Here is a 13,133-nt window from a genome sequence, read left to right as displayed (position 1 = left end):
TGTTACCCAACCACATCATCACTGGCAAGCCGAATTCAGGCGCAAATTTCAGTTACCAGTTTTGCCAGGTCTTCGGCATGGCCGCGAACCTGTGTTTCGTCCTCACCTTCGACCATGACGCGCACCAGAGGCTCCGTGCCGGACTTGCGCAGCAACACCCGCCCACGCCCCGCCATTGCCAGGGTCACGCGCTCGCAGGCGTCTTTGACCGCAGGGTGTTCGATCGGGTTTTCGCCACCGGCGAAACGCACATTGAGCAAAACCTGCGGGCACTTACGCAGAGCCTGTCGCGCCTGAGCGAGGCTCTCCTCACGACGACGCAAGGACAGCAACACCTGCAACGCGGCAATAATTGCATCGCCAGTCGTCGTGTGCTGGAAGCAAACCACATGCCCCGAGTTCTCACCGCCCACCTGCCAGTTACGCTCCAGCAGCTCGGCGATTACATAGCGGTCACCGACATTGGCGCGAACGAAGGGAATTCCAAGATCTGCCAAGGCCAGTTCCAGGCCCAGGTTACTCATCAGAGTGCCAACGACGCCGCCCTGCAACTTGTCACGCTCATGCAGGTCGCGAGCAATGATGAACAACAAATCATCACCATCCACGACAGCCCCAGTGTGATCCACCATCAGGACACGATCACCATCCCCGTCAAAAGCAATACCGAGATCAGCATGCTCAGCCAGGACGGCCGCCTGCAGTTGCTCCATATGGGTGGAGCCGCAGTTTTCGTTGATGTTCAAACCATTCGGCTGAGCCGACAGCACGGTCACATCGGCGCCCAGCTCCTTGAATACACTCGGAGCCACTTTGTAGGTCGCACCATGAGCGCAATCGACAACAATCTTCAGCCCGGCAAAATTGGTACTGGTCGGCACGCTGCTCTTGCAAAATTCGATGTAGCGGCCAGACGCGTCGTTGATGCGCGAGACCTTGCCCAGCTTGCTGGACTCGACCACCGTCATCGGTGCATCCAGCAGCTCTTCGATCATCAGCTCGATCGCGTCCGGCAACTTGGTGCCCTGGCCAGAGAAAAACTTGATGCCATTGTCATCATGAGGGTTGTGCGAGGCACTGATCACGATACCGGCTTCAGCGTGGAAGGTACGCGTCAGGTAAGCGATCGCCGGCGTCGGCATTGGCCCCAGCAGCATTACGTCGGCACCGGCGGCGGACAAACCAGCCTCCAGCGCGGACTCAAACATGTAACCGGAAATACGGGTGTCCTTGCCCACCAGAATGCGGCAAGCGCCCATGCTGCGGAACGCCATACCTGCCGCCCAACCCAGCTTGAGCATGAAATCAGGCGTAATCGGAAATTCGCCGACCCGACCACGGATACCGTCGGTGCCAAAATATTTTTTAGTCATAAGTGCTCCATCGTTCTTATTCGGCTGATTCTACGGCGGCAAGCATACGCACCACATCGACCGTCTCGGCGACGTCATGCACACGCAAGATACGCGCGCCCTTGGTAACCGCGAGCGCTGCCAGAGCAAGGCCACCGTACAACCGCTCACCCACCGGTCGACTCAATGCGAGCCCTATCATGCTCTTGCGCGAAACACCGACCAACAGGGGCCGACCAAGCGCATGCAAGGCCTGCATATGTTTGAACAGACTTAAATTGTGCTGAAGGGTTTTGGCAAAGCCAAACCCAGGATCAAGGATGATTTTTTCGGCAGCAATTCCAACCTTGGCGCACTGAGCGATCCTTTCAGCAAGAAACCCACTCACTTCACCAACGAGATCGTCGTAGTGTGGACTGTCTTGCATATTGCCGGGCTCTCCCAGCATATGCATCAGGCATACAGGCAGACCGGTTGCCGCTGCCGCATCCAGGGCACCGTCTCGCTGGAGGGAGCGCACATCGTTGATGAGCCCCGCACCCAGGCGCGCCGTCTCGCGCATCACGGCCGGAGTCGATGTATCCACCGAGATGATCACGTCCAACTCACGAGCAATGCGCTCGACGATAGGCGCCACTCGCTCCAACTCCTCGAGAGGAGAAACAACGCGAGCACCAGGGCGAGTCGACTCACCACCGACATCAATCAAGGTCGCGCCCGCCGCCACCATCGCCTCGGCATGACGCAATGCCGCATCGAGTTGACTGAAGCGGCCGCCGTCGGAAAAGGAATCGGGGGTTACATTAAGAATGCCCATGACATGTGTATGGGCCAAATCAAGAACCCGGTTGCCGCAAGGCAACCGGGTTGAGGACAACGCAGAAGTCATTTCAAACCTTAGTGGTCAGCTGCCGGACCGCCGATCGGGGCTTCAGGGCGCTCGCTCTGAACTACTGGCGGAGTGCCAGAAGTGCCCGAACCACCTTCCCAATCGCGAGGCTCACGAGGCGTGCGACCCGCCATGATGTCGTCGATCTGGTCGGCATCAATGGTCTCGTACTTCATCAACGCATCAGCCATTGCATCCAGCTTGTCGCGATTGTCGGTCAGGATCTGTTTGGCCGTGCCGTAGCACTGGTCAATGATGCTGCGCACTTCGGAGTCGATCAGCTTGGCCGTTTCACCCGAGAAGCTGGCAGCTTGACCGCCACCGCCACGACCCAGGAACACTTCACCTTCTTCTTCGGCATACATCAAAGGCCCGAGTTTTTCAGACAAGCCCCACTTGGTCACCATGTTCCGTGCAATCTGGCTGGCACGCATGATGTCGTTGGAGGCACCGGTGGTTACGCCATCGAAGCCAAGGGTCATCTCTTCAGCAATTCGGCCACCATACAGTGAGCAGATCTGACTGATCAGCGCACGCTTGGAGAGGCTGTAACGATCCTCTTCAGGCAGGAACATGGTGACACCCAACGCCCGACCACGAGGAATGATCGACACCTTGTAAACCGGGTCATGCTCAGGCACGACACGACCAACAATGGCGTGACCGGCTTCGTGATAAGCGGTGTTCTGCTTCTCTTTCTCGGACATAACCATGGATTTGCGCTCAGCGCCCATCATGATCTTGTCTTTTGCCAGTTCGAACTCTTTCATTTCAACGATGCGCTTGCCGGTACGGGCAGCGAACAGCGAGGCCTCGTTCACCAGGTTGGCCAAGTCAGCACCGGAGAAGCCTGGAGTACCACGGGCAATGACGGCCGGAGCCACGTCGTCGCCCATCGGCACTTTGCGCATGTGCACTTTCAAAATCTGTTCGCGACCACGGATGTCCGGCAGACCCACTACCACCTGGCGGTCGAAACGGCCTGGACGCAGCAGCGCAGGGTCCAGTACGTCCGGACGGTTGGTTGCGGCGATGACGATAATGCCGTCATTCATTTCAAAGCCGTCCATCTCCACCAGCAACTGGTTGAGAGTCTGCTCACGCTCATCGTGACCACCGCCCATGCCCGCACCACGATGGCGACCAACAGCGTCGATTTCGTCGATGAAAATGATGCATGGGGCGTGTTTCTTGGCCTGTTCGAACATATCGCGAACACGGCTGGCACCGACACCGACAAACATCTCGACGAAGTCAGAACCAGAAATGGTGAAGAACGGCACCTTGGCTTCGCCGGCAATCGCCTTGGCCAGCAAGGTTTTACCGGTACCCGGAGGACCCACCATCAGCACCCCGCGAGGAATGCGGCCGCCCAGACGCTGGAACTTGCCCGGGTCACGCAGGAACTCGACCAGCTCGCCAACTTCTTCCTTCGCTTCATCACAACCCGCGACATCCGCGAGGGTGGTCTTCACCTGATCCTCGGAGAGCAGGCGTGCCTTGCTCTTGCCGAAGCTCATCGGCCCGCCCTTGCCTCCCGCACCACCCTGCATCTGGCGCATGAAGAACATGAACACGGCGATAATCACCAGGATCGGGAAGCTGGCCACCAGGAGTTGGGTCCAGATGCTCTGCTGCTCAGGCTGCTTGCCTTCAACGACTACATGGTTATCCACCAGGTCGCCGATCAGACCGTTGTCCTGAATTGCCGGACGAATGGTCTTGAAGCTGTCGCCATCGTTGCGTTTGCCGGTAATCACGTAGCCATCAACCGCTACGCGCTCGACCTTGCCATCCTTAACTTGCTGGATGAAGTCGGAATAGTTGAGGGTCTGCGGCTCGTTAGGGCTGGAGAAGTTGTTCATCACCGTCACCAGGACAGCCGCGATGATCAACCACAGGATCAGATTCTTTGCCATATCGTTCAATTAACTACCCTCTGAAGCAAGCTCCGCTACTGGCGCGCGCTTCGCATGATATTCACCGGCCTAACTTACTACATTACCTACAACTCTGGCAGGCGCCGTCTGTAACCCTTTGTGAAACTTTGACTACACAATATTCGTAAAGCTTCATGACGAAAGCGATATAAAAAAACCTATCGCCTTCCTCGAATTCCTCAAAAACGCTCTTCACTCGCCGCACCTTCAACACCGCGGAAGCCGCGGCACAGCAGGTATTGCTCACGAGACCTGTCCCGGGAAGAGTCAGGCTTGCGCGTTTGCACCTTGTCGAACAACTTGCGGATGTTCTTGTGGTACTCGTCAAAACCTTCGCCCTGGAAGACCTTCACCAGAAAATCACCACCAGGACGCAAAACCCGACCTGCCAAATCCAGCGCCAGCTCACAAAGGAACATCGCGCGCGGCATATCAACAGCCGGTAATCCACTCATATTGGGGGCCATGTCGGAAATCACAAGGTCTACCTGCGAATTTCCCACAGCTTCAAGGATCTGTGCGAGCACCGTGTCCTGGGTGAAATCACCATGAACAAAGGTCACATCCGGGATGCTGTCCATTTCCAGGATATCGGAAGCGATCAAGCGGCCTTGCCCACCAATCAGACGACTGGTCACCTGGGACCAGCCACCAGGGGCTGCGCCAAGATCGATAACGCTCATGCCTGGACGAATCAATTTGTCCTTGTCCTGGATCTCCAGCAGCTTGTAGCTGGCCCGGGAACGGTAGCCGTCCTTTTGCGCCTTTTTGACGTAAGGGTCGTTGAAATGCTCTTGCAGCCACTTAAGACTAGTTTTGGAACGGGCCACGGGCCACCTCGAAAATAAAACGGGTCGTGATTAACTGGGCGGTCCCGGACTCGCTCGGGTAAACTGGCCGCCGCTTTTTACAAGATCAGACGCAGGGGTCAGATTATGCCGCTCACTCAAGAGCAGAAGAAACAGTACAAATCCATTGGCCACCATCTGAAACCAGTTCTGATTGTGGCAGACAACGGTTTGACTGAAGGTGTGTTAGCCGAACTTGAACGCGCATTGGGCGATCACGAACTGATCAAGATCAAGGTCAACATCCTTGACCGCGAAGCGCGTTTGGCCGCCATTGCAGAACTGTGCAAGGTCGGCAAAGCGGATCTGGTTCAGGTCATCGGCAAGATGGCGCTGCTGTATCGCAAGAACTTCAGCGTCAACAAGCAACTGTCAAACGTACACCGCTTCAAATAGCTTTCAAATGACAACAAGGGTCACGGGCGTGCTTCGCGCGCCCTGCCACTCCATCCCGGCGCAGGCTGTATTACCAGCACCAGGCCGGAGAACCCTAGCACAAGATAGCTGAATAGCTGCCAGCGCAACGCTTCCGGCAGCCACACATGCACCACGCAAAACATTGCACATGCATACAGCGCCATCAACAGCAGTTGGCCGCGAATATCCCGCCACAAACTCCCCAAGCCTTCGGCCTTGATCAGCACCAGCACCTGGAGCGTCACGCACGCCGCTGCAAAACCCACCAGCAACGCACTGAGCAATCCATCGAGCTCATCGATCAGCAACGGCGCCAGGCCAATCATGCCCAACACCGGCAGTACACCAATGTGCAATAGCCACAGGCCACCCACCCAAAGCATCTGGGCGAGCTGCCAAAGCATGGCGCCCGCACGAAGCGGGCGCCGCCTTTCAGACGTGACGAACTTCGACAATCTCGTACTCGATCACGCCACCAGGCGTCTTGACGGACACCACGTCACCCTCTTCCTTGGCAATCAAGGCACGCGCGAGTGGTGACCCGACGGAAATCTTGCCGAGTTTAAAGTCAGCCTCGTCCTCACCCACGATGTGGTAAACGACGCGCTCATCCGTCTCGACGTTGGCGATTTCGACGGTGGTGCCGAAAATCACTTTGCCGGTGTGCGGGATGGTCGTGACGTCGATGATCACCGCATTCTGCATACGGCCTTCGATGTCACGGATCCGCGCCTCGACCATACCTTGCTGCTCACGAGCAGCATGGTATTCAGCGTTTTCCTTCAAGTCGCCCAGCTCGCGGGCCGTACCGATGTCCTGGCTCAGCTTTGGACGTACGACCTTGGTCAGGTGGGCGTGTTCCTCTTCCAGGGCCTTGGCGCCCTGGACGGTCATAGGGTATTTGATCATGCCTTCAATCCTGCGTGTAGATCCTGCAAGCGACGCACGGTCTTTTCCGGACCGAACTTGAGCGCTTCGCAGATAGCTTCGCCTGCAGCAATGGTGGTGGTGCAGTAGATCTTGTGCTGCAAGGCATTACGACGAATGGAGTAGGAATCCGCGATCGACTGGCGACCTTCGGTGGTGTTGATGATCAGGGTGACTTCGTCATTCTTGATCATGTCGACCACATGCGGACGGCCTTCCGTCACCTTGTTCACGCGACGCACTTTCAGGCCGGCAGCTTCGATCAGCTTGGCGGTCCCGGCGGTGGCCACGACTTCAAAGCCCAAGTTGATCAGATCACGGGCCACGCCTGCAACCAGCGGCTTGTCGTCGTCACGCACACTGATGAATGCAGTACCACCGGTCGGCAGCACTTCACTGGCACCCATCTGGGCCTTGGCGAATGCTTCACCGAAAGTGTCACCCACACCCATCACTTCACCGGTGGACTTCATCTCTGGGCCCAGGATCGGGTCCACACCAGGGAATTTGGCGAATGGGAACACCGCCTCTTTCACGCTGTAGAAGTTAGGAATGATTTCCTTGGTGAAGCCGATTTCCTTCAGGGTCTTACCCGCCATCACGCGGGCAGCGATCATGGCGAGGGACACACCGATGCACTTGGATACAAATGGCACGGTACGCGAAGCACGCGGGTTGACTTCGATGACGTAGATGTCTTCGCCTTGCAGCGCCAACTGAACGTTCATCAGGCCGACAACGCCCAGTTCCAGGGCCATTTTCTTGACCTGTTCACGCATCTCGTCCTGGATGTGCGCCGGCAGCGAGTACGGCGGCAGCGAGCATGCGGAGTCACCGGAGTGAACGCCCGCCTGTTCGATGTGCTGCATGATCGCGCCGATCACTACGTCGGTGCCATCGCAAACCGCATCCACGTCCATTTCGATGGCGCAGTTGAGGAAGTGGTCCAGCAGCACCGGGCTGTCGTTGGACACTTTCACCGCATCACGCAGGTAACGCTTGAGTTCTTCTTCTTCGTAAACGATTTCCATCGCACGGCCGCCCAATACGTAGGACGGACGCACCACCAGCGGGTAACCGATCTTGCTGGCTGCACGGATGGCTTCGTCTTCGCTGCGCACGGTAGCGTTAGGCGGCTGACGCAGGTTCAGGCGCTCAACCATTTGCTGGAAGCGCTCACGGTCTTCGGCACGGTCGATGGCGTCAGGGCTGGTGCCGATGATCGGCACGCCGGCAGCTTCCAGGGCGCGAGCCAGTTTCAGCGGAGTTTGGCCGCCGTACTGAACGATCACACCTTTTGGCTTCTCGACGCGGCAGATTTCCAGCACGTCTTCCAGCGTTACCGGCTCAAAGTACAGACGGTCGGAGGTGTCGTAGTCAGTGGAAACAGTTTCCGGATTGCAGTTGACCATGATGGTCTCGTACCCGTCTTCGCGCAGGGCGAGGGCGGCGTGTACGCAGCAATAGTCGAACTCGATGCCCTGGCCGATACGGTTTGGACCGCCACCCAGGATAATGATCTTGTCACGCCCCGACGGCGCAGCCTCGCACTCTTCCTCATAGGTGGAGTACAGGTAGGCGGTGTCGGTTGCGAACTCGGCCGCGCAGGTGTCAACGCGCTTGTAGACCGGGAAGATGTCCAGCTTGTGGCGATGCGTGCGCAGGTTCTTCTCGGTCACACCCAGCAGCTTGGCCAAACGCTGGTCGGAGAAACCTTTGCGCTTGAGGCGGAACATCAGGTCGCGGTCGATAGAGGACAGACCGAGGGTCTTGACCTTCTCTTCTTCCTTGATCAGATCTTCGATCTGTACCAGGAACCACGGGTCGATCATGTTCATGCCGAAGATATCTTCGACGGTCATGCCGGCACGGAATGCGTCAGCGACGTACCAGATGCGCTCAGCGCCAGGTACGGTCAGCTCGCGCTTGAGCACGCTCATGCTTTCAGGATTGCTCAGGTCGAGCTTCTCGTCCAGGCCGCAAACGCCTACTTCCAGGCCACGCAGGGCTTTCTGCAGGGATTCCTGGAGGGTCCGGCCGATGGCCATGACTTCACCAACCGACTTCATCTGAGTGGTCAGCCGTGCGTCGGCTTTCGGGAATTTCTCGAATGCAAAGCGCGGCAGCTTGGTCACAACGTAGTCGATGGACGGCTCAAAGGACGCCGGTGTAGCGCCGCCAGTGATTTCGTTTTGCAGCTCGTCCAAGGTGTAACCGATCGCCAATTTGGCAGCGATACGCGCAATCGGGAAGCCGGTAGCTTTCGATGCCAGCGCCGAAGAACGCGATACACGCGGGTTCATCTCGATCACAACCATACGACCGGTGTCCGGGCAGATACCGAACTGAACGTTGGAACCGCCGGTTTCAACGCCGATCTCACGCAATACCGCCAACGAGGCGTTACGCATGATCTGGTATTCCTTGTCCGTCAGGGTCTGTGCTGGAGCAACGGTGATCGAGTCACCCGTGTGCACGCCCATCGGGTCGAAGTTTTCGATGGAGCAGACGATGATGCAGTTGTCCTTCTTATCGCGGACAACCTCCATTTCGTACTCTTTCCAGCCGATCAGGGATTCGTCGATCAGCAGCTCTTTAGTCGGCGACAGGTCCAGGCCACGCGCGCAGATTTCTTCGAACTCTTCACGGTTGTAAGCAATACCGCCACCGGTGCCGCCCATGGTGAAAGATGGACGAATGATGCACGGGAAGCCCAGCTTTTCGAGTACCGCGTTGGCCTCTTCCATGCTGTGGGCGATACCGGAACGCGGGCAGTCAAGGCCGATGGACTTCATGGCCTTGTCGAAACGCGAGCGGTCTTCAGCCTTGTCGATGGTGTCGGCATTCGCGCCGATCATCTCTACGCCGAACTTTTCCAGGACGCCTTCGCGCTCCAGGTCCAGGGCGCAGTTCAGTGCAGTCTGGCCGCCCATGGTTGGCAGCAGTGCATCTGGACGCTCTTTTTCGATGATCTTGGCAACGGTCTGCCACTTGATCGGCTCGATGTAGGTGGCGTCGGCCATGTCCGGGTCGGTCATGATGGTGGCCGGGTTGGAGTTCACCAGGATGACGCGGTAGCCCTCTTCGCGCAGGGCTTTACAGGCCTGGGCACCAGAGTAGTCGAATTCACAGGCCTGGCCGATCACGATCGGGCCAGCGCCGAGAATCAGGATGCTTTTTATGTCTGTACGTTTTGGCATGGGTTTGTCACTCAAATCCGCAGGTCAGTCGGCAAGCCGTCTTGAACACTCTTTGAAGAGCCTGCGGGGGCCACCGAGGTTCGGGGCCGCCCGCAAGCCAGTCCGTCAGCGTCGCTTAGCCATTTCATTGATGAAACGGTCGAACAGCGGCGCTACGTCGTTCGGGCCCGGGCTTGCTTCAGGGTGGCCCTGGAAGCTGAACGCGCTCTTGTCGGTGCGCTCGATGCCTTGGAGAGAGCCGTCGAACAGCGACTTGTGAATCGCACGGACATTGCCCGGCAAGGTCGCTTCATCCACCGCAAAGCCGTGGTTCTGGCTGGTGATCATTACAACGCCAGTGTCCAGGTCTTGCACAGGGTGGTTGGCACCGTGGTGGCCGTGACCCATTTTGAGGGTCTTGGCGCCGGAGGCCAGGGCCAGCAGTTGGTGACCGAGGCAGATACCGAACACCGGAATCTCGGTTTCCAGCACTTCCTTGATCGCCTTGATGGCGTAGTCGCAAGGCTCAGGGTCACCCGGGCCGTTGGATAGAAACACACCGTCCGGCTGCAGGGCCAGCACGTCGCTGGCCGGGGTTTGCGCCGGCACCACGGTTACGCGGCAACCGCGCTCGACCAGCATGCGCAGGATGTTGTACTTGATGCCGTAGTCGTAGGCGACTACGTGGTATTGCAGGTCAGCAGCAGCGATGGTCTCGTGGCTGTCGGTCTTCAAGTCCCAGACAGTGGAGCGCCACTCGTACTGCTTTTTGGTGCTGACTTCTTTCGCCAGGTCCATGCCTTTCAGGCCAGGGAAGCCTTGCGCTGCAGCGATCGCCGCCGCTTCGGAAATATTGTCACCCGCCATGATGCAGCCGTTCTGCGAGCCTTTTTCACGCAAGATGCGTGTCAGGCGGCGCGTATCGATACCGGCGATTGCCACAACGTTATTGGCTTTCAGGTAATCGGACAGCGACATCGTGTTACGCCAGTTGCTCGCAACCAGTGGCAGGTCACGAATCACCAGACCGGCCGACCAGACACGATCAGACTCGACGTCTTCCGGTGTAGTACCGGTGTTGCCGATGTGCGGATAGGTCAGGGTAACGATCTGTTGGGCGTAGGAAGGATCGGTAAGGATTTCCTGATAGCCGGTCATGGCAGTGTTAAACACCACCTCTCCAACGGTTTGACCGTCGGCTCCAATGGCTTCGCCGCGAAAAATGCTGCCATCAGCAAGGGCGAGTATGGCTGGCTTAGTCAAGAAGACCTCCCGTAAATAAAGCCTGAAAGGGCGATCGCAGGTTGTAAAAAAGCGGAGTGACGTATGGACACGTCACCCCGCTTCTTCACTGAATTATTCTGCGCGCTTTTAGTGGACACACTAAAGCTGTAGCTTACAGAAAAAGGCTTTTTTGGTCCACCGCTAATGAGCCTTAAAGGCAGGGGAATGCGACAGGACGTCGCTTAGCGGTTAAAAACGGGGCCTCAGGATAATCCTGAGGCCCCGTTTTAGCTACTGATTAGTGCAGATCCAGCACATCGCGCATGTCATACAGACCAGGCTCGCGGCCTTCCAACCAGAGCGCGGCACGTACCGCGCCCTTGGCAAACGTCATGCGACTGGACGCTTTGTGTGTAATCTCCAAGCGCTCGCCTTCGGTAGCGAACAGTACGGTGTGATCGCCAACCACATCGCCACCGCGAACGGTGGCAAAGCCAATGGTGTCACGCGCACGCGCACCGGTATGGCCTTCACGCCCGTAAACAGCAACTTTCGACAGGTCACGCCCCAGCGCATCGGCGATAGCCTCGCCCATGCGCAGCGCGGTGCCAGACGGCGCATCGATCTTGTGGCGGTGATGCGTCTCGATAATCTCGATATCCGCATCCTCACCGAGCACACGAGCCGCCATATCGAGCAGCTTGAGCGACAGGTTCACACCGACACTGAAGTTGGCAGCGAAGACCACCGGGATATCTTTGCCCGCCTCGACCAACAACTGCTTCTGCTCGGCACTCAGGCCCGTAGTGCCGATTACCATGGCCTTACCCGCCTTGCGGCAGAACGCCAGGTTTTTCAGCATTACCTCTGGCAGAGTGAAGTCGATGAGCACGTCGAAATCGTCAGCCACCTTCTCCAGATTGCCCGACAACGAAACGCCAATGCGCCCTAACGAGGCCAACTCACCGGCATCCGCCCCCGTCAACGTGCTGCCGGGACGAACAATCGCCGCGGTCAACCCGCAAGCCGGTGAGCGCTGCTGCACCGCCTCGACCAGCGTCTTGCCCATGCGCCCGGCAGCGCCCATTACGGCTATACGTCGCATATTCACTTCCTTACAGGTCGCCGAAGAAGCGCTTCACGCCATCGAAAAAGCCCGTGGTTTTCGGCGAATGGGAGTCATCACCTTCCAACGAGCTGCGGAACTCTTCAAGCAATTCACGCTGACGACGGCCCAGATTAACCGGAGTCTCCACCGCTACACGGCACATCAGGTCACCAGCACCGCCACCGCGCACCGGCGCAACGCCTTTGCCACGGATACGGAACTGCTTGCCGGTCTGCGTCCCCTCAGGAATCTTGAGCTTGACTCGACCATCAAGCGTCGGGATCTCCAGCTCACCACCCAATGCAGCATCGACAAAGCTGATCGGCACTTCGCAGAACAGGTGCTTGCCATCGCGCTGGAAAATCGAGTGCTCGCGCACATTGATCACCACATACAGGTCGCCTGTAGGACCACCCTGAGTCCCCGCCTCGCCTTCGCCCGACAGACGAATGCGATCACCTGTGTCCACACCCGCCGGCACTTTCACCGAGAGGGTCTTGTACTCTTCGACACGGCCTTCGCCGTGGCAGGAATCGCACGGATCGGAAATGATCTTGCCCTGGCCATGGCAACGCGGGCAGGTCTGCTGCACCGAGAAGAAGCCCTGCTGCATACGCACCTGGCCGATACCGCCGCAGGTTGGGCAAGTGATCGGAGAGGAGCCTTTCTTGGCGCCCGAACCGTCGCATGGCTTGCAATTGACCAGCGTCGGCACACGGATATTGACGGTGGTGCCGCGTACGGCCTCCTCCAGATTCAGCTCCAGGGTGTAACGCAAGTCGCTGCCACGCTGGGCACCGCCGCGTTGGCCGCCACGGCCACCACCGAAGAAGTCGCTGAATACATCACCGAAAATATCGGAAAAGTTCTGACCACCAAAACCGGCACCGCCGCCACCCATACTTGGGTCGACACCGGCATGACCATACTGGTCGTAGGCCGCACGCTTGTTGGGATCAGACAGGCATTCGTAGGCCTCGTTGGCCTCTTTGAACATCTCTTCGGATTCTTTGCTATCCGGATTACGGTCCGGGTGGTGCTTCATCGCCAGGCGACGGTAAGCCTTTTTCAGGTCCGCCTCGCTGGAACCGCGCTCAACACCCAATACTTCGTAATAGTCACGCTTTGCCATAAGTCTTTGCACTCTTAAGGACGTTCGGCCAGACCCTCCTGAGCCTTGCCAAACTCGTTGAGCCCCAATACAGGCCCGGACCCAACTCACGTCAATTCAACGATCCTGGTCATTACT

The 13,133-nt window shown here is 57.9% G+C and carries 11 protein-coding genes; 1 reads left to right on the top strand and 10 read right to left on the bottom strand.

Features of this window, described 5'->3' with window-relative positions:
• Nucleotides 1–35: 35 nt before the first annotated feature.
• The 4 genes from glmM to rlmE form a co-directional block, all read right to left on the bottom strand.
• The gene (gene glmM / locus ACI77D_RS17105; protein WP_064454175.1) at nucleotides 36–1,373 is read right to left on the bottom strand and encodes a phosphoglucosamine mutase; all 1,338 of its coding nucleotides are present in this window, start codon (nucleotides 1,371–1,373) and stop codon (nucleotides 36–38) included.
• Nucleotides 1,374–1,389: 16 nt separating this feature from the next.
• Complete coding sequence (gene folP, locus ACI77D_RS17100; RefSeq protein WP_064454176.1) at nucleotides 1,390–2,241, bottom strand: dihydropteroate synthase; 852 nt, start codon at nucleotides 2,239–2,241, stop codon at nucleotides 1,390–1,392.
• An 8-nt stretch (nucleotides 2,242–2,249) separates the two neighbouring features.
• Nucleotides 2,250–4,160, bottom strand: a complete 1,911-nt coding sequence (gene ftsH / locus ACI77D_RS17095; protein ID WP_218264335.1) for an ATP-dependent zinc metalloprotease FtsH — start codon at nucleotides 4,158–4,160, stop codon at nucleotides 2,250–2,252.
• Nucleotides 4,161–4,360: 200 nt separating this feature from the next.
• Nucleotides 4,361–5,011 carry a 23S rRNA (uridine(2552)-2'-O)-methyltransferase RlmE gene (gene rlmE, locus ACI77D_RS17090; protein WP_015885924.1) on the bottom strand — a complete coding sequence of 217 codons (651 nt, stop codon included), beginning with the start codon at nucleotides 5,009–5,011 and terminating at the stop codon, nucleotides 4,361–4,363.
• 105 nt (nucleotides 5,012–5,116) lie between these two features.
• Between rlmE and ACI77D_RS17085 the strand changes: the two genes are divergently transcribed.
• A complete protein-coding gene (locus ACI77D_RS17085) occupies nucleotides 5,117–5,425 on the top strand; it encodes a YhbY family RNA-binding protein (protein ID WP_017139256.1) in 309 nt (102 codons plus the stop codon).
• Nucleotides 5,426–5,445: 20 nt separating this feature from the next.
• Here the strand turns inward: ACI77D_RS17085 and ACI77D_RS17080 are convergent, their stop codons facing one another.
• The 6 genes from ACI77D_RS17080 to dnaJ form a co-directional block, all read right to left on the bottom strand.
• Nucleotides 5,446–5,850 (bottom strand): MFS transporter, encoded by a 405-nt coding sequence (locus ACI77D_RS17080; protein ID WP_407017101.1) that lies wholly within the window; start codon nucleotides 5,848–5,850, stop codon nucleotides 5,446–5,448.
• A gap of 28 nt (nucleotides 5,851–5,878) precedes the next feature.
• Complete coding sequence (greA, locus tag ACI77D_RS17075; RefSeq protein WP_064454178.1) at nucleotides 5,879–6,355, bottom strand: transcription elongation factor GreA; 477 nt, start codon at nucleotides 6,353–6,355, stop codon at nucleotides 5,879–5,881.
• On the bottom strand, nucleotides 6,352–9,573 hold the full coding sequence (gene carB / locus ACI77D_RS17070; RefSeq protein ID WP_407017100.1) for a carbamoyl-phosphate synthase large subunit: 3,222 nt from the start codon (nucleotides 9,571–9,573) through the stop codon (nucleotides 6,352–6,354). The genes greA and carB overlap by 4 nt, the downstream gene beginning before the upstream one ends.
• A 105-nt stretch (nucleotides 9,574–9,678) precedes the next feature.
• Nucleotides 9,679–10,815: a glutamine-hydrolyzing carbamoyl-phosphate synthase small subunit gene (gene carA, locus ACI77D_RS17065; protein WP_064454180.1), complete on the bottom strand. Its 1,137-nt coding sequence runs from the start codon at nucleotides 10,813–10,815 to the stop codon at nucleotides 9,679–9,681.
• Between the two features lie 259 nt (nucleotides 10,816–11,074).
• On the bottom strand, nucleotides 11,075–11,881 hold the full coding sequence (dapB, locus tag ACI77D_RS17060; protein ID WP_064454181.1) for a 4-hydroxy-tetrahydrodipicolinate reductase: 807 nt from the start codon (nucleotides 11,879–11,881) through the stop codon (nucleotides 11,075–11,077).
• Nucleotides 11,882–11,891: 10 nt separating this feature from the next.
• Entirely contained in the window at nucleotides 11,892–13,016 is a 1,125-nt protein-coding gene (dnaJ, locus tag ACI77D_RS17055; protein WP_053258081.1) for a molecular chaperone DnaJ, read from the bottom strand.
• Between the last annotated feature and the right edge of the window lie 117 nt (nucleotides 13,017–13,133).

Source organism: Pseudomonas sp. O39, assembly GCF_045447295.1.
In the GTDB taxonomy this organism is placed as follows: domain Bacteria; phylum Pseudomonadota; class Gammaproteobacteria; order Pseudomonadales; family Pseudomonadaceae; genus Aquipseudomonas; species Aquipseudomonas antarctica_A.
The sequence above is the reverse complement of the archived record's forward strand: the minus strand, read 5'-3'. Positions and strand labels throughout refer to the sequence as shown.